The following is a 24,527-nucleotide window of genomic DNA, read 5'->3' as shown; positions in this document are numbered from 1 at the left end:
TGCCACGCGTCGACTGCTCGAACAGACCGGGCACGCAGATGTCAGGTTTGCGTACCACGTGGACAGCCGGGTGGCGCGAGCCTCACGGCGCGCCGATGGACCTTCATCGGGGCATCAGTGCGCAAAAGGCAACTCACTGGTGATCGCCGGCGATCTAGTGCGGCGAGATCGACAAGACTAATCTTGTTCGCACTGCATCACCCTCTTTGAGTCCACCATCATGCGCCCTTACCTTCAATGCGTCGCCGCCGCGACCTGCGCCGTCGCAGGTCTCCTTGGCAATTCTGCCCTTGCGGCGGACATCAAGTCCATTTCTCGCCTCGCCGCGGGCCCGGGCAACGTCCTCTTCGTAGCGGACTGGAAGACAGCGCGGGTGCATGCCCTCGCGCTTGCCGATGCCGAGCAGAAGCCCGCGGGCACTGCATTCAACATTCTCGATCTGGAGCCGCTGCTTTCGTCGCGACTGGGCGGCGCCAAGTTCACTGTCGAGGACATGGTTGCGCGTCCTGGCACGGCACAGGTCTACATCGCGGTCAGCTACGGCGCCGCCAAGACGCCAGCGCTCTTCGTCGTGACGGGCGATCGGCAGGCACGTCGAATCGATCTGAAATCCGCGACGTCCACGTCAATCCCGCTCCGCGACGCCCCGACCACCAACAACAGGTTCTGGAAAGACACTCCCGAACGCAGTTTCAGTGTGACCGATATGAAGTGGCACGATGGTGAGCTCTTCATCGCCGGCTTGTCCAATCAGGAGTTCGCGTCGACCCTGCGCCGCGCGAAGTACCCGTTCGACGCGAAGCAGTCGATCACGTCCGTGGAGATCTATCACGCCGGCCACAACCTCATTGAGACGCGCGCGCCGATCCGCGCAATGAGCTTCTCGAGTTTTGGGGGGAAACCGTACCTCGTCGCCGCCTACACGTGCACCCCCATCGTGACGATTCCGCTCGAGGACCTCAAGGACGGTGCACACATACGCGGCAAGACGATCGGCGAACTTGGCTACGGGAATACTCCCGCTGACATGATCTCGTATTCCAAGATGGAACAGGGCAAGGTGCAGGAGTACGTGATGCTACTCAGCTTTGAGCGCGGCGGGAGTGCCATCCCGGTCTCGCAGATGGAAGTCGCGACCACTCGTCCGGGGATGGATAAGCAAGTGCCATTCGGGGAGATCCAGGGGGTGGATGTGACGGCCGCGCCACTGGCTGGCGCGATGCGCCTCGACAATCTGGACGACGAGTCGTTCATCGTCCTGCGACGGCGCCTGGTCAACGATGCGCTGCAACTCGTGACGGTGAGCAAGGACCTGAGCTTCCGCCTGACAGACTTCGTCTCTGAGTATTCGTTCCCGGGGTACCGCTTCGCGGGCGACCAGTTCCAGCTTACGAACATCAAGCCGCGGCAGGACATACTCTTGCGCCACGAAGGTTTCGCGGATGAGATCAAGTCGTCCCAATGAACTGGCGCCTATCCCGCTGGACTTGCGCGACAGCGCTCGCGGCCCTGTGTTCCTTTGCGCAAGCTCAACCGCCGGCGCCGCGTATCGTCCTTGTGCAGCCCTCGGGTCCGACGGTGGCGGCCAACATGCTTCGCTTTTCCATCCGGTTCGCATCGCGGATAGGAGACCCGGTGCTTCCAAGACTGGCCCTTTTGCGTGCGGACGGCAGCCGTATCGATGCGCCCTTTCTCGAACAGGAGCTCTGGTCCCCGGACGGAAAGGTCCTGACCGTGCTGCTTCATCCGGGACGCGTAAAGCGGGGGCTTCTGGCGCGCCAGGAACTCGGCCCCATCCTGTCGCAGGGCGATGGCGTGGTCCTGATGCTTGATGGCCGTCCGATCCAGCGCTGGAGTGTCGGGCAGGTTGACGAACACGGCCCCATCCCATCTAAGTGGAAGATCTCCCCGGTTCGCGCCGCCTCGCGGCAAGCTCTCGTGGTGCAACTCGATGCCCCTATCGACGGCAACGGCGCCGGTTACCTGGCAGTTGCGGATAGGCGCGGACGCCGTCTGGCCGGCCAGGCGCGGCTGAAGGATGGCGAGACTGTCTGGACATTTACGCCCGCCAAGCCTTGGCCCGACGACGGTAGCAAGCTCTTGGTCCGGGGGACGCTGGAGGACCCGGCCGGCAACAGACTGGAGAGCCGATTCGAATCAGCCATCGATTCGCCACCCAGGCTGCCAGCGGATGTCGAGCTGCAATTTGCCACTGCGCGATGACCATTTGGCGCGCGCCTGGGCATTGACCTGCCAGCGCTCTTGAACAGGCGGCGCGCCTGCAGCCGGATGACGCTCGCCGAAACCCCCGTGCTGAAGATGCCGAAGCCCGGCACATGGCGTTCCTTGATGGCGCGATCCGCGTTGCCCATGGCGCGCGCGGTGTTGTCGAACAGCCGCTGCCGCGCATCCGGTGGCATGAGGCGGAAGAGCGCGCCGGGCTGCGCAAAGTGATCGTCTTCCTGGCGATGGTCCCAGTGCTCGGCAGCACCCATATCGGGTGCGCGCCGTCAAGGACGCCGTCGGCGCGTTGAGCAACATCGCCATGCTTCGCGAGATCGAAGTTGCTGATCTGAAGCATTGCCTTCCGACCCTTCTCGCGAAACGATTTCGTACCCCAGGCAAGTGCTTTGCGGCGTGATCCTAGGCGGCCCGCCGGCGCGACGTCAGGCATCCAGCGCGGCTCACCGTGTTGCCGGTTTGGCACCAATCCTGGATGGCCCCCCAGGAACTTCGACTCTCGCTGCAAAGTACGTACGCTGTGAGGCCTGAATCCCCGATGCGGGTCGTGGTCAGTCGCTTGCGTGGCAACGCTGGCGGGCGTTTGCTTCTCGCCGCAGACTCGGTAGAGCCTCCATTCGTCGCGCAGGCCTTTGAGCGCATGCCATTCACCGCCGGAGAAGCGCAGGCCTGAACCCATGACCAGGTCTCGGACCGTTCCTGACGCCACGATCTCTCCAGCGGCCGCGCAGGCCACAATGCGCGCGGCCACGTGAACCGCGAGCCCGGCGACCTTGTCGCCAATGCGCTGGCATTCGCCCGTGTGTATCCCGATGCGGATGCCCACGCCAAGATCCTGCAGCGCGTTGCGGATGGCCAGGGCGCAACGCACGGCACGTGCAGGCGTCTCGAAGCTCGCGAAGAAGCCGTCGCCGGCGGTGTCGATCTCGTGGCCGTGGCTGACCGCGAGTTGATTGCGGACGATGGCGTGATGGCGCTTCAGCAGCCGCGACCAGCCTTCGTCGCCCAGGCGTTGCGCATGCCCGGACGAATCCACGATGTCCGTGAACATCAGCGTGAGCAGGGCGGGATCGTCCTCGTTCGCTTCGCCGTCCGTTGGCCGCACGGAGGTGAGCAGGGCCTCGATCTCCTGCAGCAGATGCGCGAAGTGCCGCGGTGAAATGCTCGCACGTGCGTTCCCCTCATCGATAGGGAGGAGGGCGGCGGGCATCCGATTGGAAATGACTGTCTCGGGCCATGCCCAGGGCGCTTCGATGCTGCGGTTCATGCTCGGCTCCTTCTTGTTGGGGATGGCGGCGCGAGGGGAGCGCCGGTGCAATGCAGTGTGTCCGGGCCGGGCCCAGCCTTCAATTGCACGCTTCGGCTAGTTGGCCCGCGCCGCGGCTGCGCGCTGCGACTAGGCCGTTGGTTTAGGCGCCGACGCAGGGGCTTTGGGGTACCCTGCGGGCCGGAGATTCAGCGTTCAAGCGTCGCAAGAAGAGGTGCCCATGCGTGTACTGCTTGTCGATGACCACGAGATCGTCTGGAGCGGCACGCGCCGCCTGATAGAGCAGCTTGCCGCCGAAGTCGAGCCTGGCCGGCCCTTCGCCTTCGATGCCACGCGCGACGTGGAGACTGCCTGCCAGCACCAGGCCGGCGATTTCGACCTGGTGCTCCTGGACTACCACCTGCCAACGCTGTCGGGGCTGGCGGCCTTGCATGCCATCAAAGCGCATTTCGAAGCCACGCCGGTGTGCATGCAGTCGGCCGAGAGCTCGCCGCAGCGCGTGCGCGAGGTGATCGAGGCAGGCGCGGCCGGCTTCATTCCCAAGTCGTACCGGCTCGACGACATGGAGGCGGCGCTGCGCGTCGTGCTGCGCCATCGCATCTACCTGCCGGCCGAATTCGTCCTCACCGACGATGTGACCCGTTCGCGCGAGCCCGACGAGCTGCCGCGCGAGGATCTCGCGCGCTTCCTGCGCACCGAGCTGTCGCCGCGCCAGCGCCAGGTGCTCGCCCTGGCCATTCGTGGCACGCCGGTGAAGCTGATCGCGCGCCAACTGGCGATTGCCGAAGGCACGGTGAAGGTGCACCTGTCCATGGTCTACCGGGCGCTGGGCGCGCGCAACCGCACCGATGCGCTGTGCCGCGTCTTCGACGCCCAGGCGGCCTCTGCGCTGGACCTGCAATGATCGCGCCTGCCGCCGCCGCGCCCCCGGCCCTGTCCGAACGCGCAGCCGCCGAACTCGACGAGCGCAGGCTGCTGGTGGTGGCCGAGCAGGCGGTGGGCCTGCGCTGGCAGATTCTCCTGACGGCGACCATCGTCGCGGCGATTGTCTGGCAGTCGGTGCCGCCGGCGGCCGTCCTGGCCTGGTTCGCGGCAGTGATCGGAAGCCGGGAGCTGCGTGCCGCTGCATTGGCGCACATGGCAGCGGACCGGCAGCGACCCATCGCCGAGCGCCTGCGCGCGACCGTGCGCTGGAACGTGCTGATCGGCGCCTGCAACGGATCGGCCGCGCTGTTCATGGCCTGGCTCGACCCTTCGCTCGACGCGGTGCTGACCATGATCCTCGTGTCCTGGGGGGCCGGCGCGGTGTCCACCAGCGCGACGGTGATGCGCGCCTTCCTTGCTTATGCCAGCCTGCTGTTCGTGCCCACCGCAATCATGTGGGCGCTGTCGGCCACCTGGCTGGGCGTGGGTGTTGCCGCGCTGGTGCTGATGTTCTTCGGCGTCCAGTTCCGCTTCGCCCGGCGCAACCAGCAGACCTTCGAGGAGTCCTTTCGCATCCGGCAGGAAAACGAAGAACTTGCCACCAGCCTGGAGTTCGAGCGTGCGCAACTGGCCGTGGCGCGCGATGCCGCGGTCAGGGCGAACCAGGACAAGAGCCGCTTCCTGGCCGCCGCGAGCCACGACCTTCGCCAGCCCCTGCAGGCCATGGCACTCAACGTCGGTGCGCTGCGCCACCTGCCGATGGGCCAGGAGGCCAGGCAGGTCAGCGAAGTGGTCGACGGCAGCCTCGGGCAGTTGTGTTCGATGCTCGACGCGCTTCTGGACGTCTCGAAGCTGGATGCCGGCGTGGTGGTGGCGCAGCCCCGGCGCGTGCAGCTCGAGCGCCTGGTGGCGGCCGTGATGGGGAGCTTCGGCGCGGCGGCGGCGGGCCGCCAGGTGGCGCTGGACTGGAGCTGTCCGCCCGAACTCGCCGTGCACACCGACCCGGACTTGATGCGTCGCATGCTCGCCAACCTGGTCGACAACGCCATCAAGTTCACGCCCGCCGGTGGTCGCGTTCAACTGCAGGTCGTGGCGTACGAGAGTGATGCCGAGCTGACGGTGCGTGACACCGGCCCCGGCATCGCGGCGCAGCACCATCACCTCATCTTCGAGGACCTGGTTCGACTTGGGGCCGGCCAGGCGGCGTCGGCGGGTGGACACGGACTCGGGCTGGGCATCGTTCGCCGCATGGCGGACCTGCTGAAGGTGCCCATCGCGCTGGAGTCCGCCCCCGGGGCGGGCGCTGCCTTCCGCCTGCGTCTGCCCTTGGTGGACCCGGCGCAGGCCGCGGCCGATGCTGCGGTGCCGGCCTGGAGTCTGGCGGGCCGACGCGTCCTGGTCCTGGACGATGACTCGATGGTGCGCGGCGCCTACGTCAATGCGCTGGCCGCCATGGGCTGCCACGCGCTGGCCGCCGCCACGCTGGAGGATGCGGTGGCCCAGTTGTCGAGCGGCGGGTGCGATGCCGCGGTGGTCGACTTCCACCTGGGCGGCGGTGTCGACGGACTGGAGGCCGTCGAACGGCTGCGGGCGCTGGAGCCTTCCCTGCCCATGGTGATGGTGAGTGCCGACAAGGACGACGCGGTCGTCGGCACCGCGCGCAAGCATGCGCTGGCCCTGTTGCGCAAGCCGGTGGACGCGCCCACGCTGGGGCGCACCGTCAGCGCGGCCATCGCGTCCGTGCAGTGAACAGGAAGAAAAAGCGACAGGCTTCCCACGAAGGAGGGTGCGATGAGCGAGCAAGCCAACGACCGCTGGTTGTCCACCGGCGCCGAGGCGCTGATCGAGCAGATCGAGCGCGATCCCGATGCGTGGCATTGCGAAGTGCTGGTCGTCGGCAGCGGGTACGGCGGCGCGGTTGCCGCGGCGCGATTGGCCGGCGCCCGGCCAGTGGCGGGCGGGGATGCGGTCAAGGTGTACGTGATCGAGCGCGGAGACGAATACCTTCCGGGCGAGTTTCCCGGAACCTTCGCCGAAATGCCCGGACATGTGCGTTTCAGCCAGCAGGACGGCAACGCGGCGCGCGGGCGCATGGCCGGGCTGTTCGACCTGCGCCTGGGCAAGGTGGGTGTCGTCCTGGGCAATGGGCTGGGCGGTGGCTCGCTCATCAACGCGGCCGTGATGGAGCCCGCGACGCAGGATGCCTTCGACGATGCGCGCTGGCCCAAGGACCTGCGCAAGCCCGGCGCCTTGGACGAGCCCTACAAGGCTGTCCGGCGCATGCTGCAGCCCGAACGGCTGCCTGGCAGCGTTCCCAAGCTGGACTCGTTGATGCGGGCGGGCGACGCCATGGGCGCCGACGGGGACAAGGCCTGGCTTGCAGTTGCCTTCAAGGACGCAAAGACGCCGGCGGGTGTCGACATGCGCGCGTGCACCCGGTGCGGCGACTGCGTGACCGGCTGCAACTTCCGGGCGAAGAAATCGCTGGACGTGAACTATCTCGCCCAGGCCCGCGCCAATGGAGCGCAGCTGTTCTGCGGGGCCACCGTGCATCGGGTCAGTGCAGTGGCCGACGGCTATGCAGTCGACTTCTTCCTGACTGACCCGGACAAGGCGCGCGCTGATCGTGCGCGCTACTACACGGTGCGGGCCCGGCGCGTCGTGCTGGCGGCCGGCGCCCTGGGATCGACCGAGATCCTGCTGCGTTCGCAGCGCGACGGCCTCCCCGTCGGCGGCAAGGTGGGGCGATGCTTTTCCACCAATGGCGACCTGATCGCCGCCGGACACCTCCAGAAACCGCTCGCCCATGCCTGTGCACGGGAAGGCGAGGCACCGGACAGGCGCAACGTCGGTCCGACCATCACCGGCCTGCTGCGCAAGAAGGGCCGCAGGGGTGAGCGCCCGATCGTGATCGAGGAGTTCGGCATCCCGGCGCCGCTGCGCCGCGCCTTTGCTGAAGTGGTGACGAGCAGCGCGGCCCTGCACGCACTGGCGCGCGCGGACTCGAGCTTGCACGACGAGCGGGAGTCGATGGAGGACCCGCTGGCCGTCAGCGACACGGCGCTCGAATACACCTCCGTGTACGGAATGATGGGCGACGATGGTGCCAACGGCACGATCAAGTGGCAGGACGGCGAGGTGATGGCGGACACGCCGATGCACGACGGCCAGGTGAGCATCGACTGGGACGGCGTGGGCGACCTGCCTGTGTTCGAGCTTCAGATGGACGCGCTGCGCAAGGCGCACGGCCGGCTCTTCGGCATTGGCGGCACCGTGCTGCCCAATCCACTTTGGCAGCCGCTGCCCGACTTGGGGCCGCTGGGCATCAAGATCGGTGCCACCACCGTTCATCCGCTGGGCGGCTGCCCCATGGCCGACAGCGTGGCTGGCGGGGTGGTGGACCCGTACGGGCGCGTCTTTGCGCCGCAAGGCTCCAAGACCAGAGAGTTGCCGGGGCTCGCGGTGCTCGACGGTTCCATCGTGCCTGTTTCCCTGGGCATCAACCCGGCGCTGACCATCGCAGCGCTGGCTGAGCGTGCCATCCCCGAACTGGCCTCTGCATGGCACCTGGACTTGCGTGCGGACGACAAGCTGCAGCAGGTGCCCCGACCGGTGCGGCGAGACCGCAGCAATCCGGTCACGCCCAGGCCCACGCTCTTCGCCATCCAGGAGCGCCTTCATGGCGACGTCGATGTCGATGGCAGAAAATTCGCCCTGCAGGCGGTGGCGAAGTTCGCGCCCGTTGCAGCGCAGGACCTGCGCCGCCTGCCGCGCACGCTCTACCAGCCCAGCGTGACGCTGCAGTTCAGCGATGCGAACGGCAAGCCTTCTTCGGCGACCTGCAGAGGGGAGGTCCAGCTCCTCGTCCGAGAGGCCTCCGGCCGCCAGGAGCGCCTTCTGCGCGTCCTCGGATTCGTGCGGCGCAAGGTGGCGGACCTGAACATCGGCACCAGCCCGGGCACGGAATACCTCCTGGGCAACCTGTGCACCCATTTTGGCGAGGCGCGGCTGATCCGCTACGCATGGACGGTGGTCGACACCCATGATGCGCCGCCCATCCACAAGGGCCAGGTGCTGCGCTTCGACAAGCGCCTGGCCCTGGAAGAGGGGCGCAACCCCTGGCGCCAGCTCAGCGAAGGCAGCCTCGACATGGGCTCGGGCAACGGCGGGCGGCTGTGCCTGGACCTGGACTATTTCGTGGAGCAGATGACGCCACTGCTGAAGATCACGGGCCAGCAGGATGCACCCAACGCACTGGGCGACCTGGTCGAACTGGGCCTGTGGGCGCTGCGCGTCATCCTGAACATCCACCTGGTCAGCTTCCTGCCGCCGCTCAAGGACCTGAAGAGCAATCCTGGCGACCGGCTGCCGGGGGTGGTGGATGGCGTGGACCCTGTGAAGGAGGTGGTGGAGCATCCCCATTCGCGCAGATTCGCCGGGGGCGAAACGCCGCCGGTGCGCAGGCTGTCGCGCTATGTTCCCAAGGCCCGCGACGCCGGAACACGGCCGGTGCTGCTGGTCCACGGCTACGGCGCAGGCGGGTCGACCTTCGCGCATCCGAAGATCCCCCGCAACCTGGTCTCCACGCTCATGAAGTCCGGCCGGGAGGTCTGGGTGCTGGACCTGCGCACGAGCATCGGCCTGGACCAGCGCCGCTACTGGTCCTTCGAGGACGTGGCGCAGCAGGACATCCCGGACGCCATCGCCCAGGTGCTGAGGCAATCGGGCGCCGTGCAGGTCGACATCGTGGCCCATTGCATCGGCTCTGCGATGTTCTGCGTGGAGGTGCTGCGAAACGAGCACCTGTACAAGTCCATCGGCGCGGTCGTGCTTTCGCAGGTCGGCCCCCTGCTGCGCGCCAGCCCGATGAACCGCTTTCGCGGCTACGTGGCCAGCTACCTGCAGCAATACATCGGGGTGAAGTCCTTCGACGTCCTGCCCCCGGAACGAACACCCGCCGTGCTTCTCGCCGATGCGGTGCTGGCGACCTTCCCCTATCCCGATGGCGACGGCGAGGCATCGCGCGTGCGGCAGGTGCCCGAGTTCGCGGCGGTGCGCCACCGCGCGGACGGCATCTTCGGCCAGACCATGCGCCTGGCCAACATCGGCAACGACCTGTTGCGCTCGCTCGCCGACATCTACGGCTGGGTCATGGTGAAGGGGCTCGCGCAGGTCAGTCACTATGCGCGCGAGCAACTGCTGACCGATGCTGAAGGGATGAACCGGGTGGTGACGCACGCGAATCTGTCCGAACGCTTCGCCTTCCCGGTGATGCTCGTGCACGGCCGGCGGAACGCCGTTTTCGACTGGCGCGGTGCGTGGGACAGCTTCGTCCTGCTGCGCGCGGTCTTCGGCAAGCGCAGGAAGAACTGGCGCGACCTGCCTCCGGATCAAGGCGGCGACATCGTCTGCGGCAAGGACACGAGGCGACGACTCGTGGTGCTCGACGCCTACGGTCACCAGGATTGCCTGATCGGCCAACACGCCTACCGAGACGTGTTCCCCCACGTCGTCGGCTTTCTCGATGAATACAGGAATATCCCGCAGGAGACGCCTGGGAGCGAGGAGCCGGACCTGCGCGCGGAACTGCCGTGGAAGGGCCCGGTGCTGGGGCGTGTCGGGCCGGCGGGGAATGATGTGCTCGGCTGCCGGCTGGCCGTGCTGCCGCCGCCGGCGCGCGCAACCACCCTGGCCGTAGTCTATGTCCCGCTGGAGCGCAAGAAGGAGGGCCTGTGCTTCAACTTCGACGAGATGGTTGCGCACACGAGCTCGAATGACGAGCTGCAAAGCAAGGCGCTGGAGATCGAGCTGTACGCCAGCAAGCTCGACCGGTATGTGGGATTCGCCGTTGTCACGGTGCACAACGACCTGCCGCTGGCGACCACCATCGACACCAGGGAATGGGACCCAACGGAGTCGCTGTTCCATCGGCCCGCGCTGGCGCCAAAGGGGAGGGCGAGGGATGTGGTCATCGAATTGCTCAAGCCGCGGTGCGCCGAACAACTGAGCCCCGCCATCGACGCCGCGGTCGTGCGCATCGACCCCGCCTGGACAAGGGCCGCCCTGCACACATCGGGCGCGCCTGTGGCGCTGAGCTTCGCGCTGGCAAGCTGCCAGTACCCGGCGGGCCTGCTCGATGACACGCCCGCGCAGCGTTCCTGCGAAAGGTTGTTGCAGCACATCGAAGGCACCCCCACCGATCAGCGGCCGCAACTGCTGCTGCTGGTGGGCGACCAGGTCTACGTGGACGCGACCGCCGGCCTGTTCGAGCCCACCGGTACGGACGGCGTCCAGCACGCCTACTTCCAGGCCTTCGGGTTGGACGCCTGGCGCGCCGTGACGCGCCGGCTGCCGACCTATCCCATCCTCGACGATCACGAGGTGAGCGACAACTGGGAGCCGGGTTCGCTCGATCCCGAGCTGGAGAAGGCCGGTCGATGTGCCTACCGTCGCAACCAGCACAAGTGGGCCCAGGATACGAAGCCGGGCGACGACTTCAACTACGCCTTCAAGTCCGCAGGGCGGTACTTCCAGGTCCTCGACACGCGCAGCCAGCGGGAGCGGCGCGTGCTGCGTCCTGTGAAGGACGCCCGGCTGCTGCGCGAGGCGCTCATCCACGAGTCGCTCGACATCACCGAAATGACGCGGCTGTGGCAGAACCTGCCCACGGATTCGCCCGCGTTCTTCGTGTCCTCCGTGGCGCTTTTACCGCTGCCGCGCCGTTCGCTGTTCGGCCAGGGGCCGGAACGCATTGGCCTGGACGATTGGAGCGGCTACCCGAGGTCCCAGTTCGATCTGCTCGAACTCCTGCGCGACGGACCGGCACGGCAGGTGATCCTGCTGGCGGGCGATCGACACATGTCCAGCGTTTCCAGCCTGTGGATGAAGGGTGCGCGCGGCACGGTGGAGGTGATCTCCATCGTCTCCTCGGGCCTGCATGCCCCATGGCCCTTCGCCAATGCGCGGCCGGAGGAATTCTGGCTGGACGGACCGGTATCGATGAGCTTCGACGGCCGCAAGATCGAGGGGCACGCGGTGACGGCGGCGGCCGGCACCAGCGACGGCTATGCGCTGGTGCGCGTTGAGCCGCAACTGCAGGGCGGCTGGACGCTTTCGGTCACGCTGGACCTGGCAGAAGGGCGCATCGTGTGCCGGCGCGAGCTGGGAGGGCGTGCCTCCGACGCCGTGTGGGAGATTGACGGCTTCGAGGGCGGCCCGCACAGCAAGGCGTTCAACGTCGGGTCGCTGCAGGCGGATCAGGGCGACGAGTTGCCCGGGTAGGGCCGTTTCGCACCTGCTGCGCCGGTTGCGCATGGGGGCGCGCCTTGCCGCAGATCCAAACTCGCTTGTGCTGCGTACAGGATGGCAATCCACTGCCGGAGCCTCCATGCCGCAGCAAGCTGCCATCCACTGGGTCGAACAGGGGCTGGTGCCCGATCGCGTGATACGCCTGGGCATCCGGCGCCTGTTGCGCCAACGCCTGGCCGAGCTGCGCAGTGGCGATGCGCAGGCCACGGCCGAGCTGACGCAGGCCTTTGCGCAGGCGCTGCACACGGCGCCGCTCGCCCTGCACCCCGAGCAGGCCAACGAACAGCACTACGAACTGCCCGCCGCATTCTTCGAACGCGTCCTGGGCCCGCGCCTGAAGTACAGCTGTTGCCTGTGGCCGGACCGTGGCGACGCCACCCTGGCCGAAGCAGAGGCGCACGCCCTGTCGGCCACCTGCGAACGCGCGCAACTGGCCGACGGCCAGGAGGTGCTGGAGCTGGGTTGCGGCTGGGGGTCGCTGAGCCTGTGGATGGCCGAGCACTTCCCGTCGAGCCGGATCACGGCGGTGTCGAACTCGGCATCGCAGCGCGCTTTCATCGAGGCGCGTGCGCAGGCGCGCGGCCTGACCAACCTGCGTGTGCTGACCTGCGACTTCAACGACTTCGAGGCACCCGCGAAGCACTACGACCGCGTCGTGTCGGTCGAGATGTTCGAGCACCTGCGCAACTGGCCGCGCGCCTTCGCGCAGGTCGCCGGCTGGCTGCGGCCGGGCGGGCGCTTCTTCCTGCATGTGTTCGCGCACCGCGAGGCGCCCTATGCCTTCGAGGTGCGCGATGCCAGCGACTGGATGAGCCGGCATTTCTTCACCGGCGGGATGATGCCCAGCGACGACCTGCCGCTGCATTTCCAGGACGAGTTGCGATTGCTGCAGCGCTGGCGCTGGGACGGCCGGCACTACGCTCGCACCGCGCGTGCCTGGCTGGACAACATGGACGCGCATCGCGCCGAACTGCTGCCGGTCGTGAAGGCCGGGCACGGCGGCGCCGCGGAGATGTGGTGGATGCGCTGGCGCCTGTTCTTCATGGCGGTGGAAGAGCTGTTTGCCTGGCAGGAGGGACAGCAATGGTGGGTTGGCCACTACCTGTTCGAGCCGCGCGCCTAGCGCGTGGCCGTACGCGGACCGCTGCGCAAGGCGCCGGCGCGCCTGGCCTGTCGCACAGGATCGGCAACTTCGTGCTGTTCCAGCTGGCCTGGCTCGCCGCCGTGAGCGGTGCGGCGCACGGGCATGTGCTGGCGGGCTGCCTCGTCGTTGCCGCGGTGCTGGCCTGCCACCTGGCGCTGGCCGCCCGCCCGGCGCGCGAGGCGCTGCTGCTTCTTGTGGCGGGCCTCATCGGATGGGCCGTGGAGTCGCTGCAACTGCGGCTGGGCTTCATACGCTATGCCGGCCTGGCCGAGCGCGCCCTCTGGCCACCACCCTGGATCCTGCTGCTGTGGGCGCTGCTGGCGTCCACCCTCAACCTCAGCATGCGCTGGCTTCACGGTCGGCCGCTGCTGGCTGCATTGCTTGCAGCGGTCTGCGGTCCGGCGGCCTTTGCCGGCGGCGCGAGGCTGGGTGCCGCCACCTTCATCGACATGCCTGCGGCGTTGGGCTGCATGGCGTTGGCCTGGGCGCTGCTGATGCCGATGCTGCTCGCACTGGCCGAGCGGCTGGACGGAGTGGCCCCCCATGACTGAACACTTCGGGCTGGCGCTCTACGGCCTTGCGGCCAGCGGAACGCTGGCACTGCTGGCCTGGGCCATCAGCCTGCGGCTGCGCGACGTCAGCCTCGTCGACCCCTTCTGGCCCTTCATGATCGCCGGCGCGGGCCTGGCCTATGCCCTGTGCCTGCCAGCGGCGCCCGGTGCGCGCGGCTGGCTGGTTCTGGCGCTGTCGTGGGCCTGGGCCTTGCGCCTGGGCATCCACCTGGCCTGGCGCAAGCGTGGTCACGGGGAGGACCGCCGCTACCAGGCCATCCGGGCGCGCAACGAACCCGGCTTCGCGCTCAAGAGCCTGTACCTGGTGTTCGGCCTGCAGGCGGTGCTGGCCTGGTGCGTGTCGGCGCCGCTGGGCGTGGCGCAGGTAGCGGGCCGCAGTTTGAATGCGCTCGACGCGGCGGGTGCGGCGCTGGCGCTGTTCGGCGTGGTGTTCGAGGGCGTCGCGGACAGGCAGCTGTCGCGCTTTCGGGCCGACGCGGCCCGGCAGGGCCAGGTGATGGACCGGGGCCTGTGGCGCTACAGCCGGCACCCCAACTATTTCGGCGAGGCCTGCATGTGGTGGGGCCTGGGGCTGGTCGCGCTCGCGGGCGGCGGGTGGGCGGGGGCGTGGAGCCTGGTGTCGCCGCTGCTGATGACGGTGTTGCTGCTCAGGGTCTCGGGCGTGGTGCTGCTGGAGGCGGACATGGCCGAACGCCACGGCGCCTATGGCGACTACGTGGCGCGCACGCCTGCTTTCGTGCCGGGCCGGCCGCGCAGGGGAGGGCGCCGATGAGTCCTTCCATCCGCCTTCTAGCCGCCGTGCTCTGCCTGCAAGCGTTGGCGGCGCATGCCGAGGAATGGAGCTTCACCGTGCGGCTGGACGGCGAGGCGATCGGCACGCACCGCTTCGTGCTGCAGCCGGCCGGGAACGGCCTGCGCAGCCTGCGCAGCGAAGCCACCTTCCGGGTGCGCCTGCTGGGCGTGCCGGTGTACCGCTACCGCCACCTCGCCGAGGAGCGCTGGCGGGGCGACTGCCTGCAGCGCCTGGACGCGGACACCGATGACGACGGCGAGCGCAGCCAGGTGCAGGCACGCGAAGCGGAGGGTGGCTTGCAGCTGAAATCGCCGCAGGGCGAATCGGTGGCCACTGGCTGCCTCATGAGCTTCGCCTACTGGAACCCGTCGCTGCGCCGCCAGGCCCGGCTGCTCAACGTGCAGACCGGCCGCATCGAGCAGGTGCAGTGGCAGCGGCTGGATGACGCATCCGTGGCCGTGCGCGGTCAAACGACCCAGGCGACACGATGGCGCCTGTCGGGCACCGACCGGCCGCTGGACGTGTGGTGGACCGAGGACGGCCGCTGGGTCGGCCTGGATGCCACCGTGCGGGGCGGCCGCCAACTGAGCTACCGTCTGGACTGACCGAATGAACCCACCTCCTCACAACACCCTCCGCTCGCTCGCCATCGCCTGGCTGCTCGCCGCAGCGCTCTTCCTGGCCATGGACGCCGTCTGGCTGAGCCTGATGACGCCGCGCCTGTACCGCCCGGAGATCGGCGGGCTGATGCGCGAATCCGTCGACCTGCTGGCGGCGCTGCTGTTCTACCTGCTCTACATCAGCGGGATGGTGATGCTGGCGATCGCGCCCGCGCTCGCGCAGGCAAGGCCCGGCGGCGCGGCCTGGCGCGGCGCATTGCTGGGCCTGGTGGCCTACGGCGCCTACGACCTCACCAACCAGGCCACGCTCACAGGGTGGCCGTGGCGCGTGACACTGGCCGACCTGGCCTGGGGCTGCGGAGCGACCGCAGTGGCGGCGGGCCTGGCGTGCAAGGCCACGCTGGCCATCGGCCGTCGCCATGCGGCCCGGCGCGACGGCCGCTAGTCACTACATGCCGATCATGGCGCCCATGGTGCGCGCCAGCCAGCCTTCGAACAGCACCTTGCCCTCGACCGAGGCCAGGCAGATGCACTCGCCGCCGGTGTTTACCACCGGCTGGTGGCGGATGGCGGCATCGGTCTCGTCGAAGTCGCCCTCCGCGAAGGCGCTGCGGCCGTCGTCGAAGGCACCGTAGAGCACCTGGGTCAGCTCGCTGTTGCTGTGGGTGTGCTGTGGCAGCATGCGCCCGGCGCCGATGCGCAGCATGAAGACGTTGGCATCGTCCGCGTCCGGCAGGGTGACGCGGTTCCAGTACATGCCCGGACCCATCCAGCGCCAGCGGCTGACGTTGCAGCCGGCCATGGCGCGCGGCCAGGCGGTGGGCAATTGCGGCTTGGCGCCCTGGGCCAGCGCCGCCGCCTGCGGCTGCGGCGCGTCGATGCGGGCCAGGGTGCGCTCCAGCGCATCGGGCGCCAGCTCGGCCGGTGCGAGCTGATCGAGCAGCACGCCGCCCAGTGCGTCCAGGCGCTGCAGGCGCTCGCGGCAATGCGCGCAGCCTTCCAGGTGCACGTCCAGCAGCAGTCGATGGCCGGCGCCCAGCGTGCCGGCCGCGTGGGCCAGCATCAGGGCGTCGTCGGGGTGGTGTCGGATCATGGCTCCAGTCCGTTCAGCTTGCGGCGCAGCTGGCCCAGGGCCAGCCGCACCCTTGATTTCACCGTGCCCAGCGGAATGCCCAGTTCGGCGGCAATCACCGCGTGGGGGTGCTCCTCGTAGAAAGACAGCTTCAGCACCTGCTGCTGCTCGGGCGGCAGGGTGGCCAGCGCCGCGCGCACGCCGCGTTCGCACTGCAGGCCGAACAGCCGCGCTTCCGGCGTGGGCGCCTCGTCGGCTTCTTCCGCCCCGCTGCCTTCGTCGGCCGCCAGGCCGGTCTGCTCCATGCGGTGCCCGAGGCGGCGGAAGTGGTCCACGCGCAGGTTGCGCGCCACGGCGAAGATCCAGGTCGACGCGGCGGCCTGGTCCGGATCGAAGCTGGCGGCCCGGCGCCAGACGTTCACCATCGCCTCCTGGGCAAACTCCTCGGCCTGGGCATCGCTGCTGCCCGAGCGCACCAGGTAGCTCTTGATCCGTGGCGCGAAGTGCTTGAAGAGGGCCGCGAAGGCCTGCCGGTCGCCGCGCTGCCCGACCGCCACCAACAGCTCGCTGAGCTGTTCGGTCGAGGGCAGGGTCGTGCGACTGTCTGGCGGCATGGCGATGGACAGGTAGGGAGGTAGCGCTTGTCCCCGGGCGGGGTCGCTCGCCGCAGGCTGCCGCAGGGTGGTCATGGGCGACTGTACGCAATGGCCTCGCCATTGGATCACATGCCGGGCAGCATGCCAGACTGATCCAGGGCGGCGCGGCCTGCGTAAAGGCCGCTAGCCATCCATGGCACGCCAGAACCGCATGTACCACCCGCCTACAGAAACGCCGCCCTTCATCGCCCGCCCGTCCTTGCCCGGGCGCGACGCGCCGATGCAGATCGCCGTCGTCGGCAGCGGCATCTCGGGCCTGTCGGCGGCCTGGCTCCTCGCGCAGCGCCACAGGGTGACGGTGTTCGAATCCGAGCCGCGCCCGGGCGGCCACAGCCACACGGTCGACGTGCAGGTCGGCCGCGACGCGGTGGCGGTGGACACCGGCTTCATCGTCTACAACGAGCCGGCCTACCCGAACCTCACGGCGCTGTTCGCCCACCTGGGCGTGAACACGCAGCCCAGCGACATGTCCTTTGCCGTCAGCCTGGATGGCGGCCGGCTCGAATACTCGGGCAGCGGCCTCGCGGGCCTGCTGGCCCAGCCGCGCAACGCGCTGCTTCCGCGCTTCTGGCGCATGCTGCGCGAGCTGGTCCGCTTCTACCGCGAGGCGCCCGGCGATGCCGCGCAATTCGACCGGGTGCCGCTGGACGACTACCTGGACGCGCGCGGCTACGGCCGCGCCTTCCGCGAGGACCATCTCTACCCACTGGCCGCGGCGATCTGGTCCACGCCGGTGGCACGCATCGGCCAGTACCCCACCGGCTCCTTCATCCGCTTCTGCAGCAACCACCAACTGCTGGACCTGGGAGATCGGCCGCGCTGGCGCACCGTGACCGGCGGCAGCCGGCACTACGTGGAAAGCCTGGTGGCGCGGCTGGGCGGCGAGCATCTGCGCCTGGACAGCGCCGCGCTCGCGCTGGGGCGCAGCGCCGAGGGCGTGCAGGTGCGCACCGCCGCCGGCTGGCATCCGAGGCGATTCGATGCCGTGGTGCTGGCCACGCATGCCGACCAGGCCCTGCGCCTGCTGGACGCACCGAGCGAGCAGGAGCGCAGCGTGCTGGGCGCCTTCGGCTACAGCCGCAACCTGGCGCTGCTGCACACCGACACGCGCCTGATGCCGCGCCGCCGGCGCGCCTGGTCGAGCTGGAACTACCTCGGCGAGGCCGGCGAGCCCGCATCGCTGTGCGTGAGCTACTGGATGAACCGGCTGCAGCCGCTGGCCACCACCACGCCGCTGATGCTCACGCTCAACCCGATTCATGAGCCCGCACCGGGCCACCTGCTGCATGCGCAGACCTACGAGCACCCGGTGCTCGACGTCGGCGCGCTGAGTGCCCAGCAGGAACTCTGGTCGCTCCAGGGGCAGCGTCGCACCTGGTTCTGCGGTGCCTACTTCGGCTCGGGCTTCCACGAGGACGGCCTGCAGTCCGGCCTGGCGGTGGCCGAAGCGCTGGGCGCGGTCCGCCGCCCCTGGACCGTGGCGAACGAATCGGGCCGCATCGTGCTGCCCCATGCCTGGGTGCAGCCGGCATGACGACCAACGCCGGCAGCGCCCTGTACTGCGGCGCGGTGATGCACCAGCGCCTGCGGCCGCTGCGCCACCGGCTGCGCTATCGCCTGTTCTTCCTGCTGCTGGACCTGGACGAACTGCCCCGCCTGCACCAGCGCCTGCGCTTCTTCTCGCTGAACCGCTTCAACCTGCTGAGCCTCCATGAGCGCGACCATGGCGCACCGGATGGCTTGCGCCTGCGCGACCACATCGATGCGCTGCTGGCCGAGGCCGGCATCGCCGCGGGCGGGCCGATCCGCCTGCTGGCCATGCCGCGCATCCTGGGCTTTGCCTTCAACCCGCTGTCGGTCTACCTGTGCGAGCACCCGGGAGGCGGGCTGGCAGCCCTGGTCTACGAGGTGCGCAACACCTTCGGCGAGCGCCACCGCTACGTGGTCGAGGTGGCGCCCGGCGAGGAGCGCGCGCAGGTCCTGCGCCACAGCTGCGCCAAGCGCTTCCACGTGTCGCCCTTCATGGACATGGACCTGCACTACCACTTCATGCTCACGCCACCTCTGCCCGGTCGCGAGGGCCTGCACCTGGGCATCCAGAGCGCCGACGAGGCCGGGGTGGTCCTGGTCGCGCAACTCGACGGCTCCCGGCAGCCACTGGACGACGGCCACCTGCTGCGCGCCTTCGTCACCCACCCGCTACTGGGGCTGAAGGTGCTGGCCGGCATCCATTGGGAGGCGCTGCGAATGCTGTTGAAGGGCGCGCCTTTGCGCCGCCATCCTGGTCCACCGGACCGGACCATGACCGTCACCCGGCTGCACGACACACCATGAACACCACAAGCTCCCTGCAGTCCTCGGCAACCCCGTCCACGTGGCACCTGCCCGGCATCGCCTGGCTGGCACGCCGTCAATTGCAGCAACTGCTGGCACGTCTTCAGTGCGGAAGCTTGCGGGTCGAGCTTCCCGACGGGCAGGTGATCAGCCAGCGCGGCCGCATCGAAGGGCCGCAGGCCACGCTGCAACTGCACCGCTGGCGGGTGCTGCGTCGCCTGTTGGCCCATGGCGACCTGGGCCTGGCGGAGAGCTATGCCGATGGCGATTGGTCCACGCCCGACCTGACCGCGCTCCTGGACCTGGGCCTGCGCAACGAGGCCGCCTGGGGTGCCCGTCTGGACGGCAGCCGCCTCGCCCGGCTGGCCGCCCGCGTCCGTCACCGGCTGAATGCCAACACGCGAAGCGGCAGCCGCCGCAACATCGCCGCGCATTACGACCTCGGCAACGATTTCTATGCGGCCTGGCTCGATCCGCGGCTGATCTATTCCAGCGCGCTCTACGCGCCCGGCGATGCCACGCTGGAGGCAGCTCAGGTGCGCAAGCTGGCCCGCATCGCACGGCTGCTGGCGCTGCAGCCGGGCCAGCAGGTGCTGGAGATCGGCTGCGGCTGGGGCGCGCTGGCCGTCGACCTGGCACGAGAGCAGGGCGTGCAGGTGACCGGGCTCACCTTGTCGCAGCGCCAACTCGAACATGCGCAGGCCGAAGTCGCCAGGGCCGGCATGCAGGCCTCGGTGCAACTGCGCCTGCAGGACTATCGCGAGGTGCAGGGCCGCTTCGACCGCATCGTGTCCATCGAGATGCTCGAAGCGGTGGGCGAGGCCTACTGGCCGCGGTATTTCGACACCTTGCGCGAGCGGCTGAGTCCCGATGGCTGCGCCGTGCTGCAGGTGATCCTGATCGACGACGCGAGCTTCGCGGGCTACCGCCGCGGCGCCGACTTCATCCAGCGCCACATCTTTCCCGGCGGAATGCTGCCCAGCAATGCCGCGCTGCGCGAGCAGGCCGCGCGCGCCGGCCTGCGCATCGAATGCACCGACCGCTTCGGCGCGAGCTATGCGCGAACGCTGGTCGAATGGCGCGAGCGCTTCGAAGCGGCCTGGCCCCAGTTGCAGGCGCAAGGCTTCGACGAGGCCTTCCGGCGCCTGTGGCGCTACTACCTGTGCTATTGCGAGGCGGGCTTCAGGGCGGGACGGGTGGATGTCGGGCTCTATCGGCTGCGCCACGCTGCCCGGACCGGAGACTGAAGGCGCGTCCACCAATGGAAAGGGCGCCCGGTGGCATGCCGCCGGGCGCCCTTCGAAACCTGCCGGAGGCGGAGCACCTCCGCCGCAGCCGCTACATCGCGCGGTAGAAGATGTAGTCGGCGCTGTAGTTCACCACCTGCTTCTGCCCAGCCTTGGCGGCCTCGCAAGTCATGGCCGGCGCAGTGCCGCCCATGGTGGCCACGCGCTGGATGTAGGTCACACCCTGCATCGCGCCCGGGCCCGTCGCGGGGTTGCCCTTGACGAGCTGGTAGGGGATGTTGGTGCTGCCGTTGGGCGCGGTGGAGACCTGCGTGCCGGTGAGCTTCGAGCCGTCCGCGCTCTCCCAGGTTGCGGGCGGGCCGTAGTACTTGCCTACCTGCCGGCCCGTGCGATCGGCCAGCCGGGCATCCGGACCGATGAAGGTCCATTCATGGTCGCCCGGCGAATTGGCCTTGGCCCGGCACTCGTAGGTGATGGTGCCGGTGCCCTTCGTCTCCATGGCGACCTTGTGTCCGGAGGGCACCTTGACCGCATCGGGCAGGCTGGCCTGCGAGTAGGTGTTGCCCGAGCCACCCATGCCCATGCCCGAGCATGCTGCAAGTCCGGTGGCGGCGGCGAGAAGACTCAATGTGCGCACGATCATGGTCACTCCTCTGTCAGTCCGATGGTTGATGAGGCACGCCAGCTCCATGCATGGCGCCCCGAACTGCATACGCAGCTGGAAGCGGCATGGATCAGTGATGCCATCGCGCGCAAGGGGTCGACCCGCTCGTCGGCAACGGTGCTGGGGGACGGACTCCCGATGTGCATCTCACGGTCATCAAGCGCCGTGTCGACGCCAACAGCGCCCTCGAGGACGCTCCTCTCAGTTCCCCTGCAGCACCCTCAACAGGTCGGCAAGACTCACGGGCTTCAGCAGATGGTGATCGAAGCCGGCTTTCGAGATGCGTTCCCCGTAGCCCTGCTGGCTCCAGCCGGTCAGGGCGATGAAGGTCCGCTTGCGTGCGGGCTGTTCGGCCCGCAGCCTGCGCGCCAGTTCAAAGCCATCCAGGCCGGGCATTCCGAGATCCAGCACGGCGGCGTCGAAATCGTTCGTGCGGGCGACTCCAAGGGCTTCTTCTCCACCATAGGCGATCAAGACCGAAGCGCCCAGGGAAGAAAGCAGCTCGCCCAGGGCGTTGGCCGCGTCCACGTTGTCGTCGACCACCAGGATCGCTCGCTCCCGCAACGGACTGCCCCCCTCGTGGTAGGGCAGCGGCCGGCGCTGTGCGTTGGCGGCAGCGTTCGACAAGGGAAGCCACACGGAGAACGTGGCGCCATGGCCGAGGCCCGCGCTGGATGCCGATACCCGTCCGCCGTGCAGTTCCACCAGCGCCTTGACGAGCGTGAGGCCAATGCCCAGCCCCCCCTGCGCGGCCCTGGACGTGTCGCTGACCTGAACGAACATCTCGAAGATCGACGCCAGCATGGGCGCTTCGATGCCCGCCCCGTTGTCGGTCACCTCGACCAGCACCTGGCGGCCGCTCGCACGCGCGACGATGCTGACCTGTCCGCCAGGCGGCGTGTACTTGGCCGCGTTGTTCAACAGGTTGGAGAAGACCTGTGTCAGGCGGACCGCGTCTCCGTGAAGGACGAGGGCCTCGCCTGCCAGATCGACCTTCAGGGTGTGAGCCGAGCGCTCGAAGAGCGGGCGGCTCAGCTCGACGGCATCCTGGATGACCGCATCGAGCACGACAGGCTCCTTGCGCAGTTCGATCTTGCCGCGCGTGATCCGCGACACCTCGAGCAGGTCGTCCACCAGCCGCACCATGTGGTCGACCTGGCGACCCATCAGCTGGTAGTACTTGACGGCGTCCTCGGGCGTGGGCTTCTTGAGCGTGAGAAGCGTCAAGGCACTGCTCATGGGCGCCAGCGGGTTGCGCAACTCGTGCGCCAGCGTGGCCAGGAACTCCGTCTTGCGCTGGTCGGCTTCGCGCAAGCCGGCCAGCAAACCGCGCAGCTCGTACTGGCGCCGCCGGGCGCGCAGCGCCGTTCGTATCGCACTCACGAACGAAGTCATCCGCATGGGTCGTTCGATGACGGTCACGTTGGCGAACTCATCCATGATGTGGGTGATGGCCCGTGAATCGGCGCCTTGCCGGGCCAGGACGATCACCGGGACATCCGACCATTCGCCCTGCGCTGTCAGCCCGGCCTTCAGGGCCTCGACCTTGTCGCCGCCGATGGCCTCTTCGGCGAGTACCAGTACACCGACACCACGCGCCATCTCGCGAACGAGGTCTTCGATGTCAGGGCAGATGTGGACGATGAGATTCGCCCGCTCCAGAACCGCGCGGGCCATCGTCGCGTCCTTGGCCGTGGCCGCGCGCATGAGCACGCGCTCGTCGAGTTCGGAGACGGTCGCGGTCACGAATCGGATCGCTCTCCGCCAAGGGGCACCGGGACGCCGGTGAGAATGCCGCGGAACTGGCGCAAGGGCGGTCCCACGCAGATTCCGCTGGAAGTCAGGGAGAAGGAGCGGATGGTGCGCTCGTGCACGCCGCCGCGCTTCTTGAGCACCGAGATGGCCTGCAGCACTTCGCCCGCGTGTTCGTAGTAGCGCAGCAGCACCACCGCGTCCGCCAGATAGCTGGCATCGACCGGCATCTGCATCTGCGTGCCGATCACGCCGTGATGCGCGCCGATCAGCAATGTCGCGACACCCTGCTGACCCAGGTAGGTCAGCAGTTCATGCAGTTGCACCGTGAGGAAGCGTTCATCGGGCATTGCATTGAGATAGCCGTTCAGGCTGTCGATCACGATCACCGAGGCGTTCTGCACGGTCACCGCGGTGCGGATGGCGTCGACGAACGACAACTCGGCCGGGTCGACCTGGCGCACCTGGATCTGTCCGGAATCGATGCACTGGCCCAGGCCGATGCCCATGCTTTCGGTGCGGGTTCGCAGCGTGTTGATGCTCTCGTCGAAGATGAACAGGGCCGCGTGCTCTCCCCGGCGCGCCGCGGCCACCGCGAACTGGACGGCCATGCTCGACTTGCCGGTTCCAGGTGCGCCGACGAGCAGGGTGCTCGTGCCCTTTTCGATGCCTCCACCGAGCAGTGCGTCCAGCTCCGGGAGGTCGCTCGGCAGCTTGGTCTGCGGCTGCGGGTCGACGTGCTCTGCCGCGATGAGCCGGGGATAGACCTGAAGCCCGCCGCGCACGATCTTGTAGTCGTGGTAGCCGCCGCGGTACTCCTTTCCCCGGTACTTGGGAACGATCAGTCTCCGGCGGCTCGTTCCATAGCCTGGGTTCAACTGCTCCAGCCGAATCACTGCGTGCGCGATGCTCTGGACCTGCAGGTCCTGCTCGGTCGCCGTCAGGTCGTCCAGCAGGAGCACTGTGCACTGGCGCCCGGTGAAGAACTGCTTGAGCGCGAGAATCTGGCGCCTGTAGCGCAGGGAACTGCCCGCCAGCAGCCGCAGCTCCGACAGCGAGTCGAACACCACGCGGGTGGGCTTGATTTCATCGACGTCCGCGAGGATCCGCAGGGTTGTCTCGCTGAGTTCCACCTCGGAGGGGTGGAACATGGTGTATTGCTCGTCCGGCGCGAGCGTATCAAGGCTCGGGAGCATCTCGCGCACATGGATCCCGCGGATGTCCCAACCGTGCGAGCGCGCGACGCCCGCCAGCTCGGCTTCGGTTTCCGACAGGGTCACGTACAGCACCGATTCCCCGTGTGCGACGCCGTCGCGCAGCACCTGGATGGCGATGGTCGTCTTGCCGGCCCCGGGCGTTCCCTCGATCAGATAGAGGCGATTGGGCGTCAACCCTCCTCCCAGCACGTCGTCGAGGCCGGGCACCCCGGTGCTCAGAAGCCCGGTCTGTTCCTCGGAAGGTTCGGAAGCTGCACCGCTCATGGTCTTTCCTGGCTCTTGTTGACGGCGTTCTGGATGGTACCCCGAAGGTGCAGCCACGATCGCGTGGGTCCAGTCCTACAACCTGTGGTCTGGTTGCCATGGCTGCAAAGGCTTGGCGTCTGCAATTGCAACCAGCGTCCTGCGGCACATCGCCCTGAAGGCGCACTGTGGCTGCACAAGAACGAAGCGCGCCGCACTATGAACATCCATTCATGCGTCGCAACGCGGTGCAAGCTTTGTTCGTTTGCGTGCGCGGTCGCATTTCTTCCGTGGATGACTGCTAAGCTTTTTGTGCGACTGCAGCATCACATCGAATGCGGTCGCTGGCGCAGGGTCATCCACTTGCGTGCGGGAAAAGTCGAGGTGGTGACCACGTGATGGGCGTGGGCTGATCACGCAAGTCGCAGGGCGGTTCATTGCCTGGCATCGGTTTTGCAACTTCGATGTGCACA

Annotated in this window: 19 protein-coding genes and 1 pseudogene; 13 read left to right on the top strand and 7 right to left on the bottom strand. The window is 68.3% G+C overall.

The genetic code is table 11. The features are described 5' to 3' along the window. The first annotated feature begins 220 nt into the window (after positions 1–220). A complete protein-coding gene (locus BM345_RS27395; RefSeq protein WP_093386385.1) occupies positions 221–1,465 on the top strand; it encodes a hypothetical protein in 1,245 nt (414 codons plus the stop codon). Positions 1,466–1,979: 514 nt separating this feature from the next. Here BM345_RS27395 and BM345_RS30700 read toward each other — a convergent pair. Then, complete coding sequence (locus BM345_RS30700) at positions 1,980–2,420, bottom strand: hypothetical protein (RefSeq protein WP_254790028.1); 441 nt, start codon at positions 2,418–2,420, stop codon at positions 1,980–1,982. Here BM345_RS30700 and BM345_RS30695 point away from each other — a divergent pair. Beyond that, the gene (locus BM345_RS30695) at positions 2,337–2,534 is read left to right on the top strand and encodes a hypothetical protein (RefSeq protein ID WP_254790029.1); all 198 of its coding nucleotides are present in this window, start codon (positions 2,337–2,339) and stop codon (positions 2,532–2,534) included. The two genes, BM345_RS30700 and BM345_RS30695, sit on opposite strands and share 84 nt — an antisense overlap. A gap of 383 nt (positions 2,535–2,917) precedes the next feature. Here BM345_RS30695 and BM345_RS30895 read toward each other — a convergent pair. Continuing rightward, positions 2,918–3,292 (bottom strand): annotated as a pseudogene (locus BM345_RS30895) (adenylate/guanylate cyclase domain-containing protein); the annotation flags it as partial. A gap of 436 nt (positions 3,293–3,728) precedes the next feature. Between BM345_RS30895 and BM345_RS27380 the strand changes: the two are divergent. From BM345_RS27380 to BM345_RS27345, 8 genes are all read left to right on the top strand, one after another. Continuing rightward, positions 3,729–4,412 (top strand): response regulator, encoded by a 684-nt coding sequence (locus BM345_RS27380; RefSeq protein WP_093386383.1) that lies wholly within the window; start codon positions 3,729–3,731, stop codon positions 4,410–4,412. Next, positions 4,409–6,181 carry a hybrid sensor histidine kinase/response regulator gene (locus tag BM345_RS27375; protein ID WP_093386380.1) on the top strand — a complete coding sequence of 591 codons (1,773 nt, stop codon included), beginning with the start codon at positions 4,409–4,411 and terminating at the stop codon, positions 6,179–6,181. The genes BM345_RS27380 and BM345_RS27375 overlap by 4 nt, the downstream gene beginning before the upstream one ends. Positions 6,182–6,223: 42 nt before the next feature. Continuing rightward, entirely contained in the window at positions 6,224–11,713 is a 5,490-nt protein-coding gene (locus BM345_RS27370) for an alpha/beta fold hydrolase (protein ID WP_093386378.1), read from the top strand. Positions 11,714–11,819: 106 nt separating this feature from the next. After that, complete coding sequence (locus BM345_RS27365; protein ID WP_093386376.1) at positions 11,820–12,863, top strand: SAM-dependent methyltransferase; 1,044 nt, start codon at positions 11,820–11,822, stop codon at positions 12,861–12,863. Between the two features lie 71 nt (positions 12,864–12,934). Then, positions 12,935–13,435, top strand: coding sequence for a DUF2878 domain-containing protein (locus tag BM345_RS27360; RefSeq protein ID WP_175545173.1), 501 nt, complete (start codon positions 12,935–12,937; stop codon positions 13,433–13,435). Then, positions 13,428–14,228 carry a DUF1295 domain-containing protein gene (locus tag BM345_RS27355; protein ID WP_093386371.1) on the top strand — a complete coding sequence of 267 codons (801 nt, stop codon included), beginning with the start codon at positions 13,428–13,430 and terminating at the stop codon, positions 14,226–14,228. The genes BM345_RS27360 and BM345_RS27355 overlap by 8 nt, the downstream gene beginning before the upstream one ends. Further along, positions 14,225–14,854, top strand: coding sequence for a DUF6134 family protein (locus BM345_RS27350; RefSeq protein WP_093386369.1), 630 nt, complete (start codon positions 14,225–14,227; stop codon positions 14,852–14,854). The genes BM345_RS27355 and BM345_RS27350 overlap by 4 nt, the downstream gene beginning before the upstream one ends. A 4-nt stretch (positions 14,855–14,858) precedes the next feature. Further along, complete coding sequence (locus BM345_RS27345; RefSeq protein ID WP_093386366.1) at positions 14,859–15,314, top strand: DUF2177 family protein; 456 nt, start codon at positions 14,859–14,861, stop codon at positions 15,312–15,314. 3 nt (positions 15,315–15,317) lie between these two features. On the opposite strand, the gene BM345_RS27340 is transcribed toward BM345_RS27345, so the two are convergent. Then, positions 15,318–15,962 (bottom strand): ChrR family anti-sigma-E factor, encoded by a 645-nt coding sequence (locus BM345_RS27340; RefSeq protein WP_093386364.1) that lies wholly within the window; start codon positions 15,960–15,962, stop codon positions 15,318–15,320. After that, the gene (locus BM345_RS27335; protein WP_254790026.1) at positions 15,959–16,555 is read right to left on the bottom strand and encodes a sigma-70 family RNA polymerase sigma factor; all 597 of its coding nucleotides are present in this window, start codon (positions 16,553–16,555) and stop codon (positions 15,959–15,961) included. Before BM345_RS27335 ends, BM345_RS27340 begins: the two co-directional genes overlap by 4 nt. A gap of 262 nt (positions 16,556–16,817) precedes the next feature. Between BM345_RS27335 and BM345_RS27330 the strand changes: the two genes are divergently transcribed. Genes BM345_RS27330 through BM345_RS27320 form a run of 3 tightly spaced genes read left to right on the top strand, consistent with a single transcriptional unit; the run spans position 16,818 to position 20,178 of the window. Next, positions 16,818–18,131 carry an NAD(P)/FAD-dependent oxidoreductase gene (locus tag BM345_RS27330; RefSeq protein ID WP_254790027.1) on the top strand — a complete coding sequence of 438 codons (1,314 nt, stop codon included), beginning with the start codon at positions 16,818–16,820 and terminating at the stop codon, positions 18,129–18,131. Continuing rightward, on the top strand, positions 18,128–18,931 hold the full coding sequence (locus BM345_RS27325; RefSeq protein WP_093386359.1) for a DUF1365 domain-containing protein: 804 nt from the start codon (positions 18,128–18,130) through the stop codon (positions 18,929–18,931). The genes BM345_RS27330 and BM345_RS27325 overlap by 4 nt, the downstream gene beginning before the upstream one ends. Further along, positions 18,928–20,178, top strand: coding sequence for an SAM-dependent methyltransferase (locus tag BM345_RS27320; protein ID WP_093386356.1), 1,251 nt, complete (start codon positions 18,928–18,930; stop codon positions 20,176–20,178). The genes BM345_RS27325 and BM345_RS27320 overlap by 4 nt, the downstream gene beginning before the upstream one ends. Positions 20,179–20,269: 91 nt before the next feature. Here the strand turns inward: BM345_RS27320 and BM345_RS27315 are convergent, their stop codons facing one another. From BM345_RS27315 to BM345_RS27305, 3 genes are all read right to left on the bottom strand, one after another. Further along, positions 20,270–20,821: a DUF3455 domain-containing protein gene (locus BM345_RS27315; RefSeq protein WP_093386354.1), complete on the bottom strand. Its 552-nt coding sequence runs from the start codon at positions 20,819–20,821 to the stop codon at positions 20,270–20,272. 222 nt (positions 20,822–21,043) lie between these two features. Further along, positions 21,044–22,588, bottom strand: coding sequence for a hybrid sensor histidine kinase/response regulator (locus BM345_RS27310; RefSeq protein ID WP_254790025.1), 1,545 nt, complete (start codon positions 22,586–22,588; stop codon positions 21,044–21,046). Next, complete coding sequence (locus tag BM345_RS27305; protein ID WP_093386351.1) at positions 22,585–24,075, bottom strand: ATPase domain-containing protein; 1,491 nt, start codon at positions 24,073–24,075, stop codon at positions 22,585–22,587. Before BM345_RS27305 ends, BM345_RS27310 begins: the two co-directional genes overlap by 4 nt. Positions 24,076–24,527 lie beyond the last annotated feature (452 nt).

Source organism: Variovorax sp. OV329 (genome assembly GCF_900114785.1).
Classification (GTDB): Bacteria; Pseudomonadota; Gammaproteobacteria; order Burkholderiales; family Burkholderiaceae_C; genus Variovorax.
This window is presented reverse-complemented; position numbering and strand designations above follow the sequence as displayed.